Source organism: Prosthecobacter sp., assembly GCF_046154365.1.
Taxonomy (GTDB): Bacteria; Verrucomicrobiota; Verrucomicrobiia; order Verrucomicrobiales; family Verrucomicrobiaceae; genus Prosthecobacter.
On sequence record NZ_JBJXFV010000066.1, the window covers coordinates 14,760 to 35,573 of the forward strand.

The following is a 20,814-nucleotide window of genomic DNA, read 5'->3' on the forward strand; positions in this document are numbered from 1 at the left end:
ATGACGAATGTCGAAATCAGAATGACGAATGGATGACCAAGAACGGCCTTGCCGCAGAGATGCAGAGGAGCAGAGCGGGCAGAGATTCAGATGCAAAACTCTGCGCCCTTTGCCTCTTTGCCCCTCTGCGGTAAAACGAATGCCTCCAAGGCTTGCCTCAAATCAGAAAGAATTGTTGACTGAACGTCTAGTAAACGCTTTAGAGGCCTTCATGGGTCGCACCTCCACCGCCAAAGAACGCCTGATCGAAGCCGTGCTCGAATTGATCTGGACGGGCAGCTACGGCAGCACGTCGGTGGACCAGATTTGCGAGCGGGCCGGGGTGAAGAAGGGCAGTTTCTACCACTTTTTTGAGTCCAAAACCGAGTTGGCGGTCACGGCCATCGACCATGGCTGGACGGAGCACCGCAAGAAGCTCGACGAGATGTTTTCGCCGGTCGTGCCACCGTTAGAGCGCATCTGGCGGTGCTTTCGTGATTTCACCGACGAACAGAGAGAATTGCAGGCGAAACACGGCCGCGTACTCGGCTGCCCGATCCACACGCTCGGCGCTGAGGTCAGCACGGTGGATGAAAAGCTGCGGCAGAAGCTGCAGGACATTTTGAGCCAGTTTGTGTGCTATTACGAGTCAGCGATTCGCGATGCACATGCCCAGGGTGTAATCCAGGCTCCTGACGCACCTGCGCTGGCACGAATCCTGTTTGCCTATGGCGAGGGCCTCCTCGCGCAGGCCCGCATCTGGAACGATCTCACGCACCTCGATTCGATGGAAGCCGGTGCCCGGCTCATTTTGGGCGTGAAGTCCTGATTCTGCCTCTCTTTTGCCCTCATTTTAAACCAACTGGTCAACTTTCACCCAAACCAACGCGCCTCGTGAAACCTCAAACCCTCCTCCCATTCGTCCTGCTCCTCGCCGCCTGTGGCAAACCGCCTGAGGGCGGTCACGGTGGCGGTCAGATGCCTCCGGCACCGGTGACGCTCGCACCGGTCGAGCAGAAGGAACTCGTCGAGTGGGAGGAGTTCACTGGGCGCGTCGAGCCGGTGGAGCTGGTCGATTTGAAGCCCCGCGTGTCCGGCTACATCACGGAAGTGCATTTCCAGGCCGGAGCGCTGGTGAAAAAGGGCGACGTGCTGTTCACCATCGACCAGCGCCCGTTTGAAACGAAACTGCGTGCCGCCAAGGCCGAGGTGCAGCGTGCCGAGGCCAATGCGCAGGAGATGAAGCGTGAATTTGATCGCGTGAAAGCGCTGCTCACCGCCAAAGCCATCGCCCCCGAGCAGGCGGAGGCGCGTGAGTCGATGAATTTGCAGGCGCAGGCCGGATTGGAAGCCGCCAAGGCCACCGAACACAGCGCCGAGATCGAATTCGAGCACAGCTCGGTCAAAGCGCCGATCAGCGGCCGCATCAGTCGAGCGATCACGACCACGGGCAACTTCGTCACGGCGGGTACGACACTGCTCACGACCATCGTGACCGTCGATCCCGTCTATGTGTATGCGGACATCGACGAAAACAGCCTGCTCAAGCTCCAGGCGCTTCAACGCGACAAGAAGACCTTCACGAATGGAAAAGGCCGCATGCCCGTGGAACTCCAGCTCTCGAATGAAACCGGCTTCCCGCATCACGGCCACATCGAGTCCTTCGACAATCGCCTCGATGCTGGCACCGGCAGCATGGTGCTTCGTGCGGAGTTTGCGAACACCGACGGCGTTCTCACACCCGGCCTGTTCGCTCGTATTCGCCTGCCGATGACTGGCAAATACGCTGCGCTGCTGGTCGATGAAAAAAGCATTCTCACCGACCAGGCGAACAAGTATGTGCTTGGCGTGGATGACAAGAACATCAGTGTCTATAAGCCAGTGGTCATCGGTCCCGTGATCGATGGCAAACGCATCATCCGCAGCGGCCTCAAATTCGGCGACAAGATCATCGTGAACGGCCAGGCACGTCTGCCGCAGCCTGGAATGCCGGTCGCGCCGGTGGAAGCCGAGAAGCCGAAGGAAACCGCCGATAAGTGAAGTGCGACTTTAATATCGAGTTGCCTGTTTAACATTAACTTGCCGGTTTAATGTTAATCCTGCAAGTTAGCTCAAGACCACCCATGAAGACCACGAAACGCAAAATCACCGAACGAGCTGAGGTTGATGCCCGTGTGGGCGATGCCCTGGTTGAGGTGAAGTTTGGCGTCGATGGCATTCGGGCGATTCGCAGCAGCGTCATGCAGGTCGCCTTTCCGATGAGTGCTGATCCGGCCCTCCGTGGCTATGTGGTGCTAGCCGACTCAGCCATCGCCAAAAATCGTGTTCGCGATGAATGGACCCGCATCTCCGCCGTGCTGCGCCCGGAGGTCAGCCAGAGGTTGGCGATCTGCATGATGCAGAATCATGAACTGACCAGCATCCCGGCAGATATCGACAGCGACACCTGGCAGATGCTCACGGGAGTCGTGGAAGCCGAGCGCGGCAGGGCAGGCGGTAGCCGGACGGATTACGCTTTCGTCATCCTGAAACTGCTCATCCAGCGATGGTTGACCACGGACGAACCTGTGACCGCTGACTGGCTGGCACGCACGGCGGGCTGTCATTACCCCGCCGTGGCGAGGGCCCTCCAGTCACTCGGCGGGTTGATCGAGCGCTCTTCGGATCGTCGCGTCAGGCTACGCTGGTTCCCGGAGGAGGAATTCATGCGGATGATCGCGAACTCCTCCCGAGCACGCTCCACGATGCGTTTTCGCGATGAGTCCGCGCAGCCACGCAGCATCGAGGCCCATCTGCGAAGGCTGGAAAAGCTCGCTCCACCCGGTTTGGCGCTCGGCGGCGTGCTCGGAGCTAGGCATTACTTCCCGGCGCTCGATCTTGTTGGTTCGCCTCGCCTCGATCTCTCGCTCCACAGCCCTGGGAAGCATTTAAATGTGGACTTCATCCAGCAACTCGACCCGGCTTTGAAACTCGTCACCGACCCTTTGCTGCCAGCCACCGTGGTCGTTCATGCCGTGAGTCATGCCGAGTCCCTTTTCACCTCACGCGAAGGCGGTCTGGCCTGGGCAGACCCCGTCGAGTGCCTGCTCGATCTGCATGAGGGCAGGCTGGAAATGCAGGCCCGCCAGTTCCTCGCCCACCTCCATAGCCTCCGACCTGCTAGATCATGAAGCCTGAAACTCACATCGTCTCGCCGCAACAGGCACTCGCTGAGCTCGCTGCCGTTGTCCCGTCGGACGTGCATCCAAACATCGTCATCATCGGCAGCCTCGCCGCAGCCTACTGGCTCTTTGAAAAAGATGCCGCAGTCGGCGTCCGCACCAAGGACATCGACTGCGTCCTTTCCCCCCATCTCAGCGCCGTGGAGAAAGGCCGCGCTGTCGCCGAAAAACTCCTCGCCGCTTGCTGGCAGCCGCATTTTACGGGTCAAATCACCGGCCCAGGGCACGACACGGACTCGGCGGACAAACTGCCAGCCGTGCGGCTTTATCCACCAGGAGGCGGTGAGTGGTTCATCGAGCTTTTGACCGAGCCTGCCTCCGAGGAGCAGACCGGCCGCGTTTGGACCCGGCTGCCGCTCACGAACGGCCAGCATTATGCCCTGCCCAGCTTCCGCTTCACCGGCATCGCTACCTTTGGTGCCAAGGCCAGCAGCTTCGGCATCCGCTGTGCGCTGCCCTCCATGATGGCCTTGGCAAATCTGCTAGAGCATCCATTCATCAGGCCTGACCTCATCGAGAGCACCAACGACAAACGCAGTAATAAAGACCTCGGTCGCGCTCTCGCCATCGCCTCACTCAGCGCTGAGACTGGCCTCGAATCATGGGCACCTGAGTGGCTGAAAGCTCTGCAAAATCGCTTCCCACATCAGTGGAAGAACCTCGCTCAGCACGCGGGCGATGGCATCCGCGCTCTGCTCGCCAGCCCCGTCGATCTCCAGCAAGCCGCCGACATCGCCAATCGCGGACTCCTCGCCAGCCAGCCCGTGAATGCCACTGCTCTCCGCACCGTGGCTCAGCAAGTCATCACCTTCGTCATCACCGACCTCGAAGCCCTCGCCGCCGCATAACCTTCGGCATTCGCCATTTCCCCATGAATTTTTCCTCTTTCTTCATCACGCGTCCCATCTTCGCGGGCGTGCTGTCGCTGCTCATCTTCATCCTCGGCGCGATCTCGCTCTTCCAGTTGCCGATTTCGGAGTATCCCGAGGTCGCACCGCCCACGGTGATCGTCACCGCGACGTATCCCGGCGCGAATCCGAAAACCATCGCTGAGACCGTCGCTTCGCCCATTGAGCAGATTCTCAATGGCATCGAAAACATGCTCTACATGTCGTCGCAGAGCACGGCGAACGGCGTGATGACACTCACCGTCACGTTCAAGATCGGCACGGAGCTCGATCTGGCGCAGGTGCAGGTGCAGAACCGTGTCTCGCAGGTGTTGCCGAAGCTGCCGGAGGAAGTGCGGCGCTTTGGCGTCACCACGGTGAAGTCCTCGCCGAACATGACGCTCGTCGTGCATCTGCTCTCGCCGAACGACCGCTACGATGAGATCTACCTGCGCAACTACGCCACACTCAACGTGAAGGACGAGCTGTCGCGTCTCGCCGGCGTGGGCCAGGTCAATATCTTCGGCGGTGGTGACTACGCGATGCGCGTGTGGATTGATCCCGACAAAGCCGCCGCACGTGGGCTGACCTCGGGCGACATCGTGAACGCCATCCGCGAGCAGAACATCCAGGTCGCAGCCGGCACCATCGGCCAGCAGCCGGTCAAAGACGCGGCATTTGAACTGACCGTGAATGCCAAAGGCCGCCTCATCAGCGAGGAGGAGTTCAATCAGATCATCGTCAAAACCGGCCCGCATGGCGAAAAGCTCCGCCTGCGTGATGTCGCCCGAGCAGAAATGGGATCGGGCGATTATTCGCTGCGCAGCCTGCTCAATAATAAACGCGCCGTCGGCATGGGCGTGTTCCAGCTTCCGGGTGCGAACTCTCTCGCCGTCTCGCAGGCCGTGCGTGCCCGCATGACCGAGCTGAAGGCCAAAATGCCAGAGGGTGTCGATTACGCCATCGCTTACGACCCGACGGTGTTTGTCCAGAAATCCATCGACGCCGTCATCCACACGCTGATCGAGGCGTTGTTGCTCGTCGTGCTCGTCGTGATGATCTTCCTGCAAACCTGGCGCGCCTCCATCATCCCGCTGGCCGCCGTGCCCGTGTCGCTGGTGGGAACCTTCGCAGTGATGCACGCGCTGGGCTTCTCGATCAACAATTTGTCGCTGTTCGGCATCGTGCTTGCCATCGGCATCGTCGTCGATGATGCCATCGTGGTCGTCGAGAATGTCGAGCGCAACATCCGCAACGGGCTCAAGCCCATGGCGGCCACGCAGCAGGCCATGAAGGAGGTCACCGGCCCCATCGTGGCGACCGCGCTCGTGCTCTGCGCCGTCTTCATCCCTACCGCCTTCATCAGCGGCCTCAGCGGCCAGTTTTACAAGCAGTTCGCCGTCACCATCGCCATCTCGACGGTGATCTCAGCCATCAATTCGCTCACGCTCAGCCCCGCGCTCTCCGCCTTGCTGCTGAAGGATCATCACGCGAAGAAGGACATCATCTCCCGCATCATTGACGCGCTGTTTGGCTGGTTTTTCCGGCCCTTCAATCGTTTCTTCGAATGGTCGTCGAATGTGTATGTCGGTCTCGTGAAACGCATCATCCGCTTCAGCTTCGTCGCGCTCGTCATCTACGGCGGACTCGTGTGGGCGACATGGAAAGGCTTTGAAATCGTGCCCCAAGGCTTCGTGCCCGGTCAGGACAAACAATACCTCGTCGGCTTCGCGCAATTGCCCGAAGGTTCATCGCTTGATCGCACCGACGACGTGATGCGCCGCATGTCGCAGATCGCCATGGATCATCCTGGCGTGAAGGACGCCATCGCGTTCCCCGGCCTCTCGATTCAGGGCTTCACCATCAGCCCGAACGCCGGCATCGTGTTCGTCAGCCTCGATGAGTTCGAAAAACGCACCACGCCCGAGTTGAGCGGCGGTGCCATCGCCGGTGCGCTCAACGGCAAATTCATGGCCATCCAGGACGCCATGGTCATGATGTTCCCGCCTCCGCCCGTCAACGGCATCGGCACCACCGGCGGATTCAAGCTCATGGTCGAGGATCGCGGCAATCAAGGCTACGCGGCGCTGTATCAGGCCACGCAGCAGCTCGTCGGCGCGGCGTATGGCAGTGGCAAACTCACGCAGGTCTATTCCGGCTACACCGTGAACGTCCCGCAGCTCGAAGCCGACGTGGATCGTGAAAAAGCCAAGATGCAGGGCGTGCCGCTCGCGAATCTGTTCGAGACACTGCAGATCAACCTCGGCAGTCTTTATGTGAACGATTTCAACCGCTTTGGCCGCACCTATCAGGTCGTCGCGCAGGCCGAGCCGCAGTTCCGTGACGACGCGAACGACATTACGCGCCTCAAAACCCGCAACGCCGCCGGAGACATGGTGTCCATCGGTTCGCTTGTGAAAGTCAACGAGGGCTTCGGCCCGGATCGCGTCACGCATTACAACGGCTACCTCGCCGCCGACCTCAACGGTGCACCGCTGCCACCGCTCAGCTCCGGCCAGGCCGAGGAACTCATCGCCGGTCTCGCCAAAGATGCGCTGCCTGGCGGTTTTGAGTTCGAGTGGACGGATCTCACCTACCAAAAGATCATCGCGGGCAACACCGCCATCTACATCTACCCGCTGTGCATCCTGCTCGTCTTCATGGTGCTTGCCGCGCAATACGAAAGTCTGCGCCTGCCGCTCGCCATCATTTTGATTGTGCCGTTGTGCCTGCTATTCGCGTTGGCGGGCGTCTATCTCACAAATGGCGACAACAACATCTTCACGCAGATCGGTTTCATCGTCTTGATCGGACTCGCGTGCAAAAACGCCATCCTCATCGTCGAATTCGCCAAGGAGAAGTTTGATCACGGCCTCAGCCCCTTTGAAGCCGCGCTCGAAGCCTGCCGCCTGCGTCTGCGCCCCATTTTGATGACCTCCATTGCCTTCATCGCCGGTGTGTATCCTCTCGTCGTCTCCACCGGTGCCGGTGCCGAAATGCGCCGTGCCATGGGCACCGCCGTCTTCGCCGGCATGATCGGCGTGACCTTCCTCGGCCTGTTCTTCACGCCGGTGTTTTATGTGCTCGTCATGAAACTCGGACGGCAGAAGAAAGCGATGCCTGCCATAGATATCACCGCTGAACCCGTCGTGGCATGAGTCATTCGCCCGCCAGTTCCAAAACCTCGCTCATCAGAGATGCGGACATGAAAAAATTCGACTGCTCGATCAAGGCGATCAGATGCGGCTTCACCGCCTCAAGCCTGCCAACTTTCTTTTCGCGCAGGAGCAGACCCATGATTCCCACCAATGGCAGGCCAAGATCGAGTGCCTTGGCCCGGCCACGTCGTTCATCCATGCAAAGCAAAGTGGCACCACGCGCCTTGGCGAGCGCAATGGCCTCTGATTCGCCAGGATCGAGCTTGAGTGTGGATGCAAATTCAGCTTCATCCACACTTAGCAGGGACACCTGCAGCCAGCCTTCTCGCAGCGCGGATTGGATGGCAGTCAGAGCATCTGCGCGATCCAAAGCCAGGAGTTCCCGTTCCACAGCCTGGGGGATGGTCACTGAGATGCACTGGTGTTTCAGCACGCGTAGCAGCCCGACAATCGCCAGATTGCTGATCACGGACGTGTCACTCACCACGAACATAGGTCATGTCCTGTTCGAGCATTTCGGGCGTGTACCGGGAGATCTGCCGGTCAGCCAGAGCTTTCTGAAACTCGAAGAAACCCATGCCTGCAAGTTCTCTGGCCTGTCCAAAGCTCAAAGCGTCCTTCTGGAACATGGCGCAGGCCAGTTCTTCCAGGAGGCTTTTACGGGAGGCCCCCGCAGGGACGTCGATTTCGATCTTCATGCGACTAAGATGCCCAAAACCGCCTTTTTTGCCAACAACTGATTTTCACACCATGCGCACCTTGCTTTTCCTGTTTCTCACATCGGCTGCCGTCGCTCAAGTCGGCCCCAATTACGATCGTCCGGCCACAGCGACACCGCCGCAGTTCAAAGGCGTGACCTGGCGCGCGGCCTCTCCTTCCGCACATCTATCGAAGGGCGAATGGTGGAAGGTTTTCAACGATTCGCGACTCAACAACCTCATGGTCGCCGCCACGGCGAACAATCAGCAGCTCAAGGGCGCGATTGCACGCTTTGATCAGGCGCGTGCCGCCGCCCGCATGTCGCGCTCGGACTTTTTCCCGACGCTCAGCCTGCCGCTGACGGCGGAGCGCCAGCGCACGTCGGAGAACATGCCTTCGGCATTTCCATTGAATGGTTTGAGCTACAATGGCCCGGCTTACAACGCACCGCTCGAATTCAGTTGGGAACTCGATCTGTGGGGCAAGCTTCGTCGTCAGAGCGAAAGCACCCGTGCGGATGCCGCAGCGGCAGCGGATGCCATGCACAACGTGCTGCTCGGCATTCAGGCCGAAGTCGCCGTGAACTACTTCAAACTGCGCACGCTCGACAACGAGATGCGCATCGTGCGTGAGGCCGTCGGCTGGCGCAATGAGGCGCTCAAAATTGCTGGTGCGCGTGTGCAGGCTGGTGCGGGCAGCGAATTGGAACAAGCGCAGGCGGAAACGGAGGTCGCGACGGCAGAAGCCGAGATTTCATCGCTGCAAGCGCAGCGCGATCAGCTTGAAAATGTGCTCGCCATCTTGATTGGCACCAGCGCGTCGAGTTTTCGTGTGCCTGCATCGACAGGAACGCTTTCCTCGCCCCCCAGCGTGCCAGCGGGCATGCCGAGCGATTTGCTGGAGCGTCGTCCCGACATCTCGCAGGCCGAGCGTGCGCTTCAGGCTGCCACCGCACGCATTGGTGTCGCCAAATCGTACTTTTTCCCGAGCGTGAAGCTGATGGGACGCGGCGGCTTTCAAAGCGGCGACATCGACATTCTCTTCGAACCCACTTCGCTTCTGTGGACCATGGGGCCAAGCATCAGTGTGCCATTGTTCTCAGGAAACAAGAACCGCTGGAACCTTACCAAATCTAAGGCCGCGCACGACGAAGCGCTCGCCGGCTACCGTCAGGCCTTTCTCGCTGCTTTGGCTGATGTCGAGAGCAGCTTGTCCTCGATTCGCAATCTCAGCACGCAGGCCGGTTCCCAGCAACGCGCCCGCGCCAGTGCTGAAAAGGCCGCGCAACTCGCCAAGACCCGCTACGAGGCCGGAACGAGCCCGTATCTCGATGTGATCGAGGCCAACCGCACCACGCTGGCAACACAGCGTGCCACCGCTCAGATCGCCGGACAGCGATTGATCGCGTCGGTGAGTTTGATCAAGGCGTTGGGCGGCGGCTGGGATCAGAAGATGCCGACGGCGGTGCCTGCGATGACGCCTGATCCTGCTGCGAAGAACACGGATCAGGACAAGCCCGGCTTCTTCTCGAAGGTGAAGGGCTGGTTCAAGCGCGGCTGAACCCTGTCTTGCACCGCAGGCGAATCGTGCCACCATCCGCCGTGTATGAGCTACATTCCTGGCACCATCAAGGCCGCACGCCTGAAGCAGCCGCGTCTGACTACCGAGCAGTTCTATCAGCAGGTGGAGCGGCACCTTGGAATATCGTTGACCAGACCCGTGTGCTCCGAGAGTGGGGGCAGAAGTGTGGTGCGCGACACGGACATTGACCGGCAGGGTGAATCGTTTGTTTTCTCGCCATGAGCATCACCGCCACCGCTATCACCGACACGATCAAGCTGCCGGAGGGAGTTCATCTGGAGGATGAAACAGAGGTTTTGATCCTGCCGCAGCCGAAGAAACAAGAAGACTTTGCATCGCGCTTTGAGCACATCATTGGCGTCGCGGGCAGCGCTCTCGGTGATCTGGCCTGCAATCATGACCACTATCTCTACGGAACGCCCAAGAAAGTGCTGCCATGACTTCGCGCTTCGCGGACGCCTGGTTTTACATTGCCCTGCTGGATCGCGATGTACAGCTCCACACAGCGTGTGAGGCAGTACATTACTGAGAACGATGACATCTATGTGACGACGCGTTGGGTTCTGACGGAAGTGGCAAACGTCCTCGGCGGAACGACTCTGCGCAAGCAGGTCACCATCCTTCTCAATGACCTGGAGCAGGATCCAAGCACGGTCATCATCAAATTCAGCGACGACATCTATCTGCGCGGCCTCCAGCTCTTTTCCACCCGCCCCGACAAGGACTGGTCTCTCACCGACTGCATCCCCTTCGTTTTGTAGCTCGGTATTCCGATACCGAGTCGGTGCCGTCGCGGAATCGGAATTCCGCGCTACAACGCCTCGCCGTCACAGATCGAGTGTGAAAAATGCAGGCTAACACTCCTGATGGGCGCGATCAGGCCGCCAGCTTCCGATACAGCTTCTCCATCGCCTCCGCGCTGCGGCATGCGATGGCGGCTTGAGCGAGGATGCTCGCGACATCGAGGCGCGAGATTTTGATGCCTTGCTGAACCTTGTCCCACGTGGCGGAGCGCATCTTGGCGACGGTTTGAATGCCGAGGAGCAGGGGCAGGGCAGTGGCGTAGCGGAGTTTGCCGTGGGTGACGTGCTGGACGTAGCGCAGGCCGCATTCGAGGTGCTCGGTGCAGGTTTGCAGCCACTTGCGCCACTCGGTTGGGATTTCTACGGGTTGGCAAGGCAGGTAGCAGCGGCCATCGCGCGTGTCTTCGCCGATGTCGCGGAGGATGTTGAGGAGTTGCAGGCCTTTGCCCATGCGTGCGCCCCATTCTTGCATCTGTGTGGTGGTGATGGCGGGATCGAGTGAGGCGGGTAGTTCGGTGGCGCAGAGCTGGGTCCAGAATTCGCCGACACAACCGGCGACGAGCCAAGTGTATTGATCCAGCTCTTCGGCGCTGGCAAGGTTGCGAAGCTGGCCGTCGGACGGGAAGCGGCGGATGTCGAGCATCTGGCCGTCGATGATGTGTTCCAGCACGCTTTGGATGGCTGCCAGCGGTGTGGGCTGCATCGTGCGCAGCCAGGCGATGCCATCGGCAAATTTTTCCATGAGGCGGCGCTCGGCGTCGTCGGACTGCTGCGGGCAAAACTGTTCACGCAGGGTGTTGGCGAGCGATTGGACGGCGGAATCGCCACGTACGAGAGCGCGGTAGCGTTCGAGGCAGTTGAGGCGCACTTCAGCACTCACGCTGGCGGTGTCGGCGATGGTGTCCGCGCTGCGCGCCAGCAAGTAGGCGAGGGAAATGGGCTCGCGCAGCTCTTTGGGCAGCGCTTTGAGTGTGAGGTAGAACGAGCGGGACACCGCCGCCAGCAACTGGCCGCCGAGTTCGCGTTCGTGGTGGGTTTCGTCGGACATCTGGTGGCTAGATGCTGGATGCTGGATGCTTGATCAAGCAATCTCTGCTAGCATCGACATCCAGCCTCTAGTCACCAGTATCTAGCATCCAGTGCATCACCTCTACGTCCACATCCCGTTCTGCCACCGCATCTGCCCGTATTGCAGCTTTCACAAGCACACGCCGGGCGGGACGGACATGGTGGCGTTTGTGGATGCGCTGCTGAAGGAGGCTGAAAAACAGCCGCTGAAGCCGAAGACGATTTTTTTCGGCGGTGGGACGCCGACGATGCTGAGTGATGTGCATCTGGAGCGCTTGCTGCGTGGTTTGCGCGAACGGGTGGACATGTCGGAGGTCGCTGAATTCACCATGGAGGCGAATCCGCGCACCGTGACGACCTCAAAGGCCGCGTTGATGCGAGAGTTGGGCGTGACGCGTGTTTCGCTGGGCATTCAGGCCTGGGATGATGCGACGCTGAAGACGCTGGGGCGCGATCATGCGCCAGCAGAGGCTGAGGAGACGTGGCAGGTACTGCGCGCGGCGGGTTTTCCGAGTTTAAGCCTCGATCTGATGTTTTCGATTCCGGGGCAGAGCATCGAGACTTGGCGCAACACGCTGGAGCACTCGATTGCACTGAAGCCGAACCACATTTCGGCCTACAACCTCAACTACGAGGAGGACACGGACTTTTTCCGTCGGCTCAGGGCAGGGGAGTTCCGCGAGGATGAAGGTCGTGATGCCGATTTTTTCCATCTGGGCATCGATCTGCTCGAAGCGGGTGGTTTTGAGCACTACGAGATCTCGAACTATGCGAAACCGGGCCATCGCTCGGTTCACAACGAAGCCTACTGGCTCGGCGCGGACTATCTGGGACTCGGTCCGGGTGCGTTCTCGACCGTCGCTGGCAAACGCTGGCACAACGTGAAGGACACGCCGCGCTACATGCAGATGACGCTCGCAGGCGAAGACACGGCGGTGGAAGTCGAAGAACTCACGCCGGAGCATCGGCGCACCGAGCGCTTCGGTCTGGAATTGCGCACAGCGCGTGGTTTGCCGCTGTCATTGATCACCCCCGAGTCACGCCGCATGCTGGACACGCTGCGTGAGCAGGGGCTGCTGAACTTTGATGCGAACCATGTGCGACTCACGCGGGATGGCAAACCGTTGGTGGATCCGATCGCGGTGGCGTTGATGGGGTGACGTTAAATGAGATCCACGACCACCGCGCTGGCGTTGTCTTTACCGGATTCGGCGACGGCGTGCTCCACGAACCATTGGGCATATGATTTGCCTGCTGGCGGCTCGTTGGCGGCGAGCATGTCGGCCAACGCATGATCCCAGATGCCGTCGATGACGCCGTCGGTGCAAAAGAGAAAGCGGTCGCCACTCACACAGCCCACGGAGCCGATTTGAGGGTCGAGTCCCTGGCGTCCCGCCCCGAGCACCTGCATGAGGATGCTGCGGCGTGGGTGCGTGCGCACCTGGCGTTCGTTGAGCTGGCCGTGACGTTGCAGCCAGCCGACGTGCGAATGGTCGTCGGTGAGCTGCTTCATCTTGCCGCCCTTCGGGAGCCAGTAGATGCGGCTGTCGCCGATGTGGGCGAAGTGCAGCCAGCCCGGTGTGAACCAGCCGAGACTCAGGGTGGCTCCCATGCCCCGGCATTCGTCATAGCAGCGGCCGAGATGGAGCAGCTCGGCGTGGATGAGATGGAACAATTCGGTCAAGACATCGCCATGACCGGCGGTGAGCTGCTGGGCGGATTGTTTAAAGCTCTTGGGCAGCAATTGGGTGATTTTCTCCACTGCGATCTTGCTGGCGAATTCACCGGATTTCGCGCCGCCCATGCCGTCGCTGACGGCGAAGACGAAGTCGCCGGTGTCGAGCGTGGCCTCACCGATTTTGCCGAGATAGCGCAGTTCGCGGGCATCGAAATTGAGTGCGAGGAAGGTGTCCTCGTTGTTTTTGCGTACGTGGCCCGGATGTGTCATGCCGGACCAGCGTACGAGTTGTGGTGGTGATTGGTTGGGATCGCTCATGGAGCGGGCGGTTTGGGCGGGGCGTCGAGGATGGTGGCGAGTTCGAAGTCGATGAGGCAGAAGCGGCCATCGCTATGGCGATACGTGACATTGCGGGTGAAAGGATCATCGTGGCGGACGCCGAAGTCGCGTTCCAGAGTGCCGAAGAGATACTTCAGCTTCGCTTCGCTGATGCGCTCGACGAGGGAGCCGCAATTGGTGGTGACGAGATAGAGTTGGTCTTCGTGAGCTTCTAAAACACGGGGGACATAAGCGCAGCCGCGTTCTTCCAGCGTGCGCAGCACGCGCACTTCGTTGGCGAAACGCTCTGCGGCATTGCTGCCACGGAAGTATTTATGTACGCGGCCGTCGTAGCCGATACGGACGAGGGCGCGCACAGTGTTTTTGGCTTCATGCATCAGGGATCTGGGGGTGCGGATATTTCGTGCGGGGCGCGATCCTGGCAAGTGGGCAAAAATTCATCTAGCATCTGGCATGGGGCGTGCTCTTTTGCGCCTCGCCGACGCCCGGGGAGGTTTATCGCCCTGTTTGGAAGGCAAGAACCACACACACGCAACCATGGCCAAATACAAACTCGAATACCTCTGGTTGGACGGCTACGAGCCGGTCCGCAACCTCCGCAGCAAGACGCAGCTCAAAGACTATGCCAGCTTTCCGAAGCTGGAAGAACTGCCCAATTGGGGCTTTGACGGCTCTTCCACCCAACAGGCCCCCGGCGGCAGCTCTGACTGCGTGCTGAAGCCCGTAGCCGTGTTCCCTGACAGCACCCGCAAGAATGGCGTGCTCGTCATGTGCGAAGTCTATAACGCCGACGGCACCCCCCACGCCTCCAACGACCGCGCCACGATCCTTGATGATCCGGACGCTTGGTTCGGCTTTGAGCAGGAATACTTCCTCTATCAGGACGGTCGCCCCCTCGGTTTCCCCGAGAACGGCTATCCAGCTCCTCAGGGCCCCTATTACACCGGCGTCGGCTACAAGAACGTCGGCGACATCGCCCGTCAGATCGTCGAGGAGCATCTCGACATCTGCCTTGATGCCGGCATCAACCATGAAGGCATCAACGCCGAAGTGGCCAAGGGTCAGTGGGAATTCCAGATCTTCGGCAAAGGCTCCAAGAGCTGCGCCGACCAGATGTGGGTCGCCCGTTACATCCTGAACCGCCTGTGCGAGAAGTATTGCGTGGACGTCGAATACCACTGCAAGCCGCTCGGTGCCACCGACTGGAACGGTTCTGGCATGCACGCCAACTTCTCCACCAAGCACATGCGCGAAGTCGGCGGCGAAGCTTACTTCCTCGCCCTCATGGCGCAGTTCGAGAAGAACTGCATGGAGCACATCGCCGTCTATGGTCCGGACAATCACATGCGCCTCACCGGCCTGCATGAGACCCAGAGCATCGACAAGTTCTCCTGGGGCATCGCTGACCGCGGCGCTTCCGTGCGCGTGCCGCACAGCTTCAAGAACAACGGCTGGAAGGGCTACCTGGAAGACCGTCGTCCGAACAGCCAAGGCAATCCTTACCAGATCACCTCCCGTATTCTCAAGACGATCAGCGAAGTGCCGAAATAAGCCGTCACCGCAGTCATCCCTCACGAAGCGCCGCCTGGAGACAGGCGGCGTTTTTTGTTCTCGCGGCATCGTTTGCAATACCGGTGCCGTCCTGCTAGGTGGATTCGTATCCAAATCCCCATGCCCACCGAACAAGACATCCGCACCGCCCTTGGCAACGTCCGCTACCCTGGTTTCAGCCGCGATATTGTGTCGTTTGGTCTCGTGAAGGGCATCCAGATTGAGGGTGCCAATGTGACCATCGAAATCTCCGTCGCCACGCGTGATCCGAACATTCCGCGCCTGGTCCATGAGCAGGCGATGGATGTGCTGAAGAAGGTTCCCGGCATTGGCGAGGTGAAGCTGAACTTCGACATCAAGGATCCGCCCGGTGCTGGCACCACGGCTGCGGACAAGCTCGGCAAGTCGAGCATCCCGGGCGTGAAAAAAGTCATCGCCGTGGCCTCGGGCAAAGGCGGCGTGGGCAAGAGCACCGTTGCGTCGAATTTAGCGGTCGCTTTGAGTCAAAGCGGATTGCGTGTCGGCCTGTGCGACTGCGATTTGTACGGTCCCAGCATCGCGCACATGTTCGGCACGGATGAGCGGCCGTATCAAAACGACGAGCAGCAGATTGTGCCCATCGAAAAATACGGCCTGCAGCTTATGTCGATGGGATTCCTGCTCGAAGATGCTTCTCCGGTGATCGTGCGCGGCCCCATCGCCACGCGTTACACGCAGCAGTTCCTGCGGCAGAGCGCCTGGAATGATCTCGATGTGCTCGTGCTCGATCTGCCGCCGGGAACCGGTGACATCCAGCTTACCATCGTGCAGACCGTCGCCCTTGATGGGGTGGTGATCGTCACCACGCCGCAGGAGGTCGCCTTGATCGACGCGCGCAAGGCAGTGGCGATGTTTCAGAAGGTCAATGTGCCGATCCTCGGCATCATCGAGAACATGAGCTACTTCCTCTGCCCAAGCGACGGCAAGGTGTATCATATTTTTGGCAAAGGCGGCGGCGAACATGAGGCCAAACGCCTCGGCGTGCCGCTGCTGGGCCAGATTCCCATCGAAATGGACGTGCGTGAGAGCGGCGATGAAGGTCACCCCATCGCGCTCGAAGATCCGGCGAAGTCGGCGGCGTCGAAGGTGTTTCGCGAGATCGCGGCGAAGCTGAAGTAGCTGCATGTAGCCGCGTTCGCCCGAACGCGGAAGTGGCTTTCGCAAACACACGTCATCCACGCTCTGGCGAGCGTGGCTACTTTGCCTCCACCGCCGGTTTGTCGCCAAGTTGCAGTGTCGGCGCTTTGGCGGTGTCGCTGATGTTCAGCGCGAGCCAGTGGCCGTTGATCGCATGGGCGGGAAAGCCGCAGGCGAGGGCGAATTCACCGGCTTCATCGGCCACGAACTTGAATTCCGCCTTCGTCATCGACAGACCGACTTCCGGCTTCGGCACACCGGCACCGTCGAAGTACGGTTCGCCCATCTGTAGCTTCTTGGTCATGTCTTTCTCCACAACGATGGCGCTGTGGGGGATGGGACTGGGATTGATGAAGGTCACTTCGACGTTCCAGTCCTTCGGGATGGTGAAGATGGCCTTGCCGTGGGAGTAGCCGTTGAAGTTCATGCCGTAATTCGCGGCGGAGAAGGTGGCGACGAGCACGAGCTTCACCGTCTTCGGCTTGTCGCCGAGTTTCATGAAGTCCGCTTCGGTAATACCGGCGAACAGTTCCTTTTTCAGTCCGGGAATCTCCACGGCATGGGCGTGATCCGCAGGCGCTGTGGGCTGTTGGGCAAGGGCAAGCGGTGAAGTGAGTAACGAGGTGAGGAGCAGGCGGCGGGTCATGGTGAACGTGGATGAAAGCAGGTAGCGAAGAACGCGCAATGGAGGATCGAACTCTCGCCCATGGAACGATGAATCTCGCCTTTTGGAAAATTGACGCAGTCGAGCATCTGCAATGAAGGGTGGCCCCTCACCCAACCTCTCCCCGAAGAAAATTTCGAGAGCAGCATTGCCTGGGGCGGGGAGAGGAGATTCGTTTGGTGGTGTCATGAGCGTGTTTCTCCCTCTCCCCGCCTTGGGCGTCGTGGCTCCATGATAGAGGGTTGGGGTGAGGGGACACGGCTTTGGCATTTTCAGTTTCTTGCGTGACGATGAATCTCGCCTTTTGGAAAAATTTCTCCCAAGATGCTGCGAACTCAGCCGTGAAGCCTGCCGAACACCACCTCATGAGCGAACCGCACGATCTTTTCCTGGAAACCCTGCAGCGCTACGAGCGGCCCCTCATCCGCTACGCGCACGGTTACACGGGCGACCTGGAAGATGCACGCGACATCGTGCAGGACGTGTTTGTGAAGCTCAGTCAGCATCTCGCCACTCTGGATGCAGAGCGGCTGGCTCCCTGGCTCTTCACCGTCTGCCGCAATCGTGCCCTCGACCATCATCGCAAACATCAACGCCTCATCGTCATGGAAACGGAAACTCTTGATCTCGAAGCCTCCGCCGATCCCTCGCCGCATGAAGCGATGGAGAAGCGCGAAACCGCCACCGCTCTGCGCGAACTCATCGAAACCCTGCCCACGCGTCAGCGTGAGGCCGTGCGGCTGAAGTTCATCGCCGGACTCGACTACCAGCAGATCAGCGCGGCGATGAAAACCAGCATCGGCAACGTCGGCTACCTCATCCATCACGGCGTCGCCGCGTTGAAAACCAAATGGCAGGCCCATGAGCAGCCGCAGCCCGTGAAACTGAAACACGCGATGGCTTGAAACCCTAAAACCCCCCTTTTGACCATGAAACCGGAACAAATCACCGCCTGGGCGCTCAATGAAGCCAGCGCCGACGAACGCCAGCAGTTCGAAGCCGCGCTGCGCGACAATCCCAAGGCCAAGCAGGCCGCCGAGGACACGAAAGACTTCTGCCACTTCCTGCTGGCTGAACTGCGCGATGAATCGCTCGCGCTCACGGACGCACAGCGAGAGCGCTTGAAGACGCAGCCGTTGAATGCGGTGGTGCATTCAGACGAGCTGAAGCCCGAACTACCAACAAAATGGCGCTTTAGCAGCGTGGTGAAGCTGGCAATGGCGGCATCCATCGCGCTCGGCGGCCTGTGGACGTGGCATGCGCTTGGGCCGCAGCGTGCGACACCTCAAATCGTGCAGGCAGAAGAAACGAAATACAAAGTTCTGCCTGTGGGCCGAGGCGATGTTGCGGTCGAGAAGGACAAGATTGAAACAGCGAGACGTAGTCAGACCCTTTCGCCTGCGAAGCCGGGGAAAAATGAGGTGAAGAAGGAAGCGCTGGCGCTTGATCGTCTCGTCACCGCAGTGCCAGCACCTGCAACAGAATCTCAACCCACCGAGACACCCATGCCGCTGGCTTTGAACAAGAGCATGGGGACGCTGAGCGCGAGTGATGTCGTGGAACTCAAGAAGATCGAGGATCAGCGTGCTTATGGACTTACCTTCAGTTCACTCACAGCCGCGACGGCAGCGCCTGCCGCCCCACTGCCAGGGCTGATCGTGAGCAATACGTCATCGCCTGCGTCAGGTCCGGTGTCGGCATTGTCGATTGCTCCCAACACGTCCACTACGTTTGGTGGTGCGATTTCTGGCTCGGGTGGTTTGAACAAGACGGGAGCAGGCACGCTGACGTTAGGTGGTAGCACGAACCAGTTTGCCGGTGACCTGACGGTTAATACAGGAACCCTTCGCGCCACTGCTGCGCCCACAAGCCGGACGTCTCTGGTGAGAACCGCCAGTGGCATTGATGCCGGGTCGGGTGCCGTTGCAGCGGCTGGCACAGGTGCGATGACGCTCAATGGCGGAACCCTCACCACCAGCGCTTCCACGCCAGCGACTCCTGCTGCGTTGCAACTCGCGGGAGGAGTGGTGGAATTCGATGGATTTGCGCCTCTGGCGCAGACGGTTGATGCTTCCGGCACGGTTGCAGGCTCGGGCGACCTGACCAAGGACGGCGCTGGCAAGCTGACGCTGAGCGGCGGCACACTTAGATTGAGCGGTGCCAATACTTACACTGGTGGCACGACGGTCAGAGCTGGAACCCTGGCTGTTTCCAACACGGCGCCTATGCCAATGGCAGCTCCAGGTGCCACGCTGGATTTGAATGGCAAGAACGAGACCCTTGGTGCTCTTACCGTTACCAATGGTGCCGTGAATGGCTTGGACGTAGGCGGGGTGGTCAGCGGGTCGGGGATCGGCAGCGGGTCTTTCGTCAGCGTTGTTTTTGGAAACGCGGTAACCAATGATGATGCGCTCTACTATAACGGTGCCGGAACGTCTGTTTCCCGCGACCAGGCTCGCATCGTTGGCGGCCGGGCCGAGCAAAAAGATGAGAAGGCGAAGACCACGCCTGCACAGCCCTCCAACGAAACCTACACGCGCATCATCGAGAACGAACTCAAGGAGGTGGCGCGGGAGCCGCTTTCGACGTTGTCGATTGATGTGGATACCGCGTCGTATGCGAACGTGCGGCGCTTCCTGAACCAGAACATGGCCCCGCCGCCGGATGCGGTGCGGATTGAGGAGCTGGTCAATTATTTCCCCACCTCGGAGGAAGGACCGGCGGCGGCGGCGAAGGAACCCTTCGGCGTGCGGGTGGAGATGGCACCGTGTCCGTGGCAGCCGGAGCATCGGCTGACGCGCATCGCGATTAAAGGCCGTGAGATGGACAAGGACCGCAAGGCGAGCAATCTGGTGTTCCTCGTGGATGTTTCCGGCTCGATGGATGAGCCGCTGAAGCTGCCGCTGGTGCAGCAGTCGCTGCGCATGCTCACGGAACAGCTCGGGGAAGGGGATCGCGTGACGATGGTGGCCTATGCGGGCAGCAGCGGCCTCGTGCTGCCACCGACGAGCGGCGAGAAGAAAGGCGAGATCATCGCCGCCATCGACCGGCTCAAGGCCGGCGGCAGCACGCATGGCAGCGCGGGCATTCAACTGGCCTATGAGCAAGCCGTGAGCTGTTTCATCAAGGGCGGCGTCAATCGGGTGATCCTCTGCACGGATGGCGATTTCAACGTCGGCGTCAGTTCACCGAAGGAACTGGAGAAACTCATCACGCAGAAGGCCAAGAGCGGCGTCTTCCTCAGCGTGCTGGGCTTTGGCAGCGGCAACTTGAAGGATCGCACGATGGAAACGCTGGCTGACAAGGGCAACGGCAACTACGCCTACATCGACAGCCTCAGCGAAGCGCGCAAGGTGCTCGTGGAGCAGATGAGCGGCACGCTCATCACCATCGCGAAGGATGTGAAGATCCAGGTCGAGTTCAATCCGGCGGCGGTGCGGAGTTATCGGCTCATTGGCTATGAAAACCGGCTGCTGGCGAAGGAAGATTTTAATAATGACGCCAAGGACGCCGGTGAGATCGGCGCGGGACACAGCGTGGTGGCCTTGTATGAGGTTGTGCCCGCCAATCTGCCGCCGGGAGCCGAGCCGCGGCCGCTGGTGGATGGTTTGAAGTATCAAACTGCCGCCGCAGCGCCGGTGAAACTCGCCGATGCGGCGAAGAACGGTGAAGTGATGACTGTGAAGCTGCGCTACAAGGAACCCGAGGGCATGACGAGCCGTTTGATCGAAGTGCCGGTGAAGGATGAGGGGAAAACGCTCACTGCGAGCAGCGAGGAGTTCAAATTCAGCGCTGCCGTCGCCGGTTTCGGCCTGCTGCTGCGTGATTCGGGCTACAAGGGCAATTTGAGCTGGGAAACGGTGCGCAAACTCGGCATCGACGGCAAAGGCACCGACAAGCTGGGCTATCGCGGTGAGTTTTTACAGCTCATCGACAAGGCGCGGGGGCTGAAAGGCCAATGACGAATGAAGGCCGAAAAAGACCTGTTTGAGTTCAGTTGGGCTGAGCAC

At 60.0% G+C, this 20,814-nt stretch carries 20 protein-coding genes; 14 read left to right on the top strand and 6 right to left on the bottom strand.

What is annotated here, in order from left to right; all coding sequences use genetic code 11:
- Positions 1 to 211 precede the first annotated feature (211 nt).
- The 5 genes from ACKVY0_RS08085 to ACKVY0_RS08105 all read left to right on the top strand — a co-directional run bounded on the left by ACKVY0_RS08085 (position 212) and on the right by ACKVY0_RS08105 (position 7,245).
- The gene (locus tag ACKVY0_RS08085) at positions 212 to 808 is read left to right on the top strand and encodes a TetR/AcrR family transcriptional regulator (RefSeq protein ID WP_409214294.1); all 597 of its coding nucleotides are present in this window, start codon (positions 212 to 214) and stop codon (positions 806 to 808) included.
- Between the two features lie 65 nt (positions 809 to 873).
- Entirely contained in the window at positions 874 to 2,019 is a 1,146-nt protein-coding gene (locus ACKVY0_RS08090) for an efflux RND transporter periplasmic adaptor subunit (RefSeq protein ID WP_409214295.1), read from the top strand.
- An 83-nt stretch (positions 2,020 to 2,102) separates the two neighbouring features.
- The gene (locus ACKVY0_RS08095; RefSeq protein WP_409214296.1) at positions 2,103 to 3,149 is read left to right on the top strand and encodes a hypothetical protein; all 1,047 of its coding nucleotides are present in this window, start codon (positions 2,103 to 2,105) and stop codon (positions 3,147 to 3,149) included.
- A complete protein-coding gene (locus ACKVY0_RS08100; protein WP_409214297.1) occupies positions 3,146 to 4,048 on the top strand; it encodes a hypothetical protein in 903 nt (300 codons plus the stop codon). Before ACKVY0_RS08095 ends, ACKVY0_RS08100 begins: the two co-directional genes overlap by 4 nt.
- A gap of 23 nt (positions 4,049 to 4,071) precedes the next feature.
- Positions 4,072 to 7,245 (top strand): efflux RND transporter permease subunit, encoded by a 3,174-nt coding sequence (locus ACKVY0_RS08105; RefSeq protein WP_409214298.1) that lies wholly within the window; start codon positions 4,072 to 4,074, stop codon positions 7,243 to 7,245.
- 1 nt (position 7,246) lies between these two features.
- Here ACKVY0_RS08105 and ACKVY0_RS08110 read toward each other — a convergent pair whose 3' ends face one another.
- Together ACKVY0_RS08110 and ACKVY0_RS08115 are read right to left on the bottom strand one after the other, a co-directional pair.
- Positions 7,247 to 7,729 carry a DUF3368 domain-containing protein gene (locus tag ACKVY0_RS08110; RefSeq protein ID WP_409214299.1) on the bottom strand — a complete coding sequence of 161 codons (483 nt, stop codon included), beginning with the start codon at positions 7,727 to 7,729 and terminating at the stop codon, positions 7,247 to 7,249.
- Positions 7,722 to 7,943: a UPF0175 family protein gene (locus tag ACKVY0_RS08115; protein ID WP_409214300.1), complete on the bottom strand. Its 222-nt coding sequence runs from the start codon at positions 7,941 to 7,943 to the stop codon at positions 7,722 to 7,724. Before ACKVY0_RS08115 ends, ACKVY0_RS08110 begins: the two co-directional genes overlap by 8 nt.
- Before the next feature lie 52 nt (positions 7,944 to 7,995).
- Between ACKVY0_RS08115 and ACKVY0_RS08120 the strand changes: the two genes are divergently transcribed.
- The 4 genes from ACKVY0_RS08120 to ACKVY0_RS08135 are packed head-to-tail and all read left to right on the top strand — an operon-like array spanning position 7,996 to position 10,286.
- The gene (locus ACKVY0_RS08120) at positions 7,996 to 9,504 is read left to right on the top strand and encodes an efflux transporter outer membrane subunit (RefSeq protein ID WP_409214301.1); all 1,509 of its coding nucleotides are present in this window, start codon (positions 7,996 to 7,998) and stop codon (positions 9,502 to 9,504) included.
- Positions 9,505 to 9,549: 45 nt separating this feature from the next.
- Positions 9,550 to 9,747 (top strand): hypothetical protein, encoded by a 198-nt coding sequence (locus ACKVY0_RS08125; RefSeq protein ID WP_409214302.1) that lies wholly within the window; start codon positions 9,550 to 9,552, stop codon positions 9,745 to 9,747.
- The gene (locus ACKVY0_RS08130; protein ID WP_409214303.1) at positions 9,744 to 9,965 is read left to right on the top strand and encodes a hypothetical protein; all 222 of its coding nucleotides are present in this window, start codon (positions 9,744 to 9,746) and stop codon (positions 9,963 to 9,965) included. The genes ACKVY0_RS08125 and ACKVY0_RS08130 overlap by 4 nt, the downstream gene beginning before the upstream one ends.
- Before the next feature lie 48 nt (positions 9,966 to 10,013).
- Positions 10,014 to 10,286: a hypothetical protein gene (locus tag ACKVY0_RS08135; RefSeq protein ID WP_409214304.1), complete on the top strand. Its 273-nt coding sequence runs from the start codon at positions 10,014 to 10,016 to the stop codon at positions 10,284 to 10,286.
- A 115-nt stretch (positions 10,287 to 10,401) separates the two neighbouring features.
- Here the strand turns inward: ACKVY0_RS08135 and ACKVY0_RS08140 are convergent, their stop codons facing one another.
- Entirely contained in the window at positions 10,402 to 11,376 is a 975-nt protein-coding gene (locus ACKVY0_RS08140) for a phytoene/squalene synthase family protein (protein ID WP_409214305.1), read from the bottom strand.
- A 91-nt stretch (positions 11,377 to 11,467) separates the two neighbouring features.
- Here ACKVY0_RS08140 and hemW point away from each other — a divergent pair, with 91 nt between their 5' ends.
- Entirely contained in the window at positions 11,468 to 12,556 is a 1,089-nt protein-coding gene (gene hemW, locus ACKVY0_RS08145; RefSeq protein ID WP_409214306.1) for a radical SAM family heme chaperone HemW, read from the top strand.
- 2 nt (positions 12,557 to 12,558) lie between these two features.
- Here the strand turns inward: hemW and ACKVY0_RS08150 are convergent, their stop codons facing one another.
- Together ACKVY0_RS08150 and ACKVY0_RS08155 are read right to left on the bottom strand one after the other, a co-directional pair.
- A complete protein-coding gene (locus tag ACKVY0_RS08150) occupies positions 12,559 to 13,392 on the bottom strand; it encodes a PP2C family protein-serine/threonine phosphatase (RefSeq protein ID WP_409214307.1) in 834 nt (277 codons plus the stop codon).
- Positions 13,389 to 13,790 carry a serine/threonine protein phosphatase gene (locus tag ACKVY0_RS08155; RefSeq protein ID WP_409214308.1) on the bottom strand — a complete coding sequence of 134 codons (402 nt, stop codon included), beginning with the start codon at positions 13,788 to 13,790 and terminating at the stop codon, positions 13,389 to 13,391. Before ACKVY0_RS08155 ends, ACKVY0_RS08150 begins: the two co-directional genes overlap by 4 nt.
- A 160-nt stretch (positions 13,791 to 13,950) precedes the next feature.
- Here ACKVY0_RS08155 and ACKVY0_RS08160 point away from each other — a divergent pair, with 160 nt between their 5' ends.
- Complete coding sequence (locus ACKVY0_RS08160) at positions 13,951 to 14,964, top strand: glutamine synthetase beta-grasp domain-containing protein (protein ID WP_409214309.1); 1,014 nt, start codon at positions 13,951 to 13,953, stop codon at positions 14,962 to 14,964.
- Between the two features lie 120 nt (positions 14,965 to 15,084).
- Entirely contained in the window at positions 15,085 to 16,122 is a 1,038-nt protein-coding gene (locus tag ACKVY0_RS08165; protein ID WP_409214310.1) for a P-loop NTPase, read from the top strand.
- A gap of 76 nt (positions 16,123 to 16,198) precedes the next feature.
- On the opposite strand, the gene ACKVY0_RS08170 is transcribed toward ACKVY0_RS08165, so the two are convergent.
- Positions 16,199 to 16,786 (bottom strand): sulfocyanin-like copper-binding protein, encoded by a 588-nt coding sequence (locus tag ACKVY0_RS08170; RefSeq protein WP_409214311.1) that lies wholly within the window; start codon positions 16,784 to 16,786, stop codon positions 16,199 to 16,201.
- Positions 16,787 to 17,169: 383 nt separating this feature from the next.
- Between ACKVY0_RS08170 and ACKVY0_RS08175 the strand changes: the two genes are divergently transcribed.
- The gene (locus ACKVY0_RS08175; protein WP_409214312.1) at positions 17,170 to 17,709 is read left to right on the top strand and encodes an RNA polymerase sigma factor; all 540 of its coding nucleotides are present in this window, start codon (positions 17,170 to 17,172) and stop codon (positions 17,707 to 17,709) included.
- Positions 17,710 to 17,733: 24 nt separating this feature from the next.
- Positions 17,734 to 20,766, top strand: coding sequence for a YfbK domain-containing protein (locus ACKVY0_RS08180; protein ID WP_409214313.1), 3,033 nt, complete (start codon positions 17,734 to 17,736; stop codon positions 20,764 to 20,766).
- Positions 20,767 to 20,814 lie beyond the last annotated feature (48 nt).

Excerpts from the sequence above, each read along its gene's own strand:
- ACKVY0_RS08085 (WP_409214294.1), top strand. The coding sequence starts at position 212 with ATGGGTCGCACCTCCACCGCCAAAGAACGCCTGATCGAAGCCGTGCTC.
- ACKVY0_RS08095 (WP_409214296.1), top strand. The coding sequence starts at position 2,103 with ATGAAGACCACGAAACGCAAAATCACCGAACGAGCTGAGGTTGATGCC.
- ACKVY0_RS08100 (WP_409214297.1), top strand. The coding sequence starts at position 3,146 with ATGAAGCCTGAAACTCACATCGTCTCGCCGCAACAGGCACTCGCTGAG.
- ACKVY0_RS08105 (WP_409214298.1), top strand. The coding sequence starts at position 4,072 with ATGAATTTTTCCTCTTTCTTCATCACGCGTCCCATCTTCGCGGGCGTG.
- ACKVY0_RS08115 (WP_409214300.1), bottom strand. The coding sequence starts at position 7,943 with ATGAAGATCGAAATCGACGTCCCTGCGGGGGCCTCCCGTAAAAGCCTC.
- ACKVY0_RS08120 (WP_409214301.1), top strand. The coding sequence starts at position 7,996 with ATGCGCACCTTGCTTTTCCTGTTTCTCACATCGGCTGCCGTCGCTCAA.
- ACKVY0_RS08125 (WP_409214302.1), top strand. The coding sequence starts at position 9,550 with ATGAGCTACATTCCTGGCACCATCAAGGCCGCACGCCTGAAGCAGCCG.
- ACKVY0_RS08130 (WP_409214303.1), top strand. The coding sequence starts at position 9,744 with ATGAGCATCACCGCCACCGCTATCACCGACACGATCAAGCTGCCGGAG.
- ACKVY0_RS08135 (WP_409214304.1), top strand. The coding sequence starts at position 10,014 with ATGTACAGCTCCACACAGCGTGTGAGGCAGTACATTACTGAGAACGAT.
- ACKVY0_RS08140 (WP_409214305.1), bottom strand. The coding sequence starts at position 11,376 with ATGTCCGACGAAACCCACCACGAACGCGAACTCGGCGGCCAGTTGCTG.
- ACKVY0_RS08150 (WP_409214307.1), bottom strand. The coding sequence starts at position 13,392 with ATGAGCGATCCCAACCAATCACCACCACAACTCGTACGCTGGTCCGGC.
- ACKVY0_RS08155 (WP_409214308.1), bottom strand. The coding sequence starts at position 13,790 with ATGCATGAAGCCAAAAACACTGTGCGCGCCCTCGTCCGTATCGGCTAC.
- ACKVY0_RS08160 (WP_409214309.1), top strand. The coding sequence starts at position 13,951 with ATGGCCAAATACAAACTCGAATACCTCTGGTTGGACGGCTACGAGCCG.
- ACKVY0_RS08165 (WP_409214310.1), top strand. The coding sequence starts at position 15,085 with ATGCCCACCGAACAAGACATCCGCACCGCCCTTGGCAACGTCCGCTAC.
- ACKVY0_RS08170 (WP_409214311.1), bottom strand. The coding sequence starts at position 16,786 with ATGACCCGCCGCCTGCTCCTCACCTCGTTACTCACTTCACCGCTTGCC.
- ACKVY0_RS08175 (WP_409214312.1), top strand. The coding sequence starts at position 17,170 with ATGAGCGAACCGCACGATCTTTTCCTGGAAACCCTGCAGCGCTACGAG.
- ACKVY0_RS08180 (WP_409214313.1), top strand. The coding sequence starts at position 17,734 with ATGAAACCGGAACAAATCACCGCCTGGGCGCTCAATGAAGCCAGCGCC.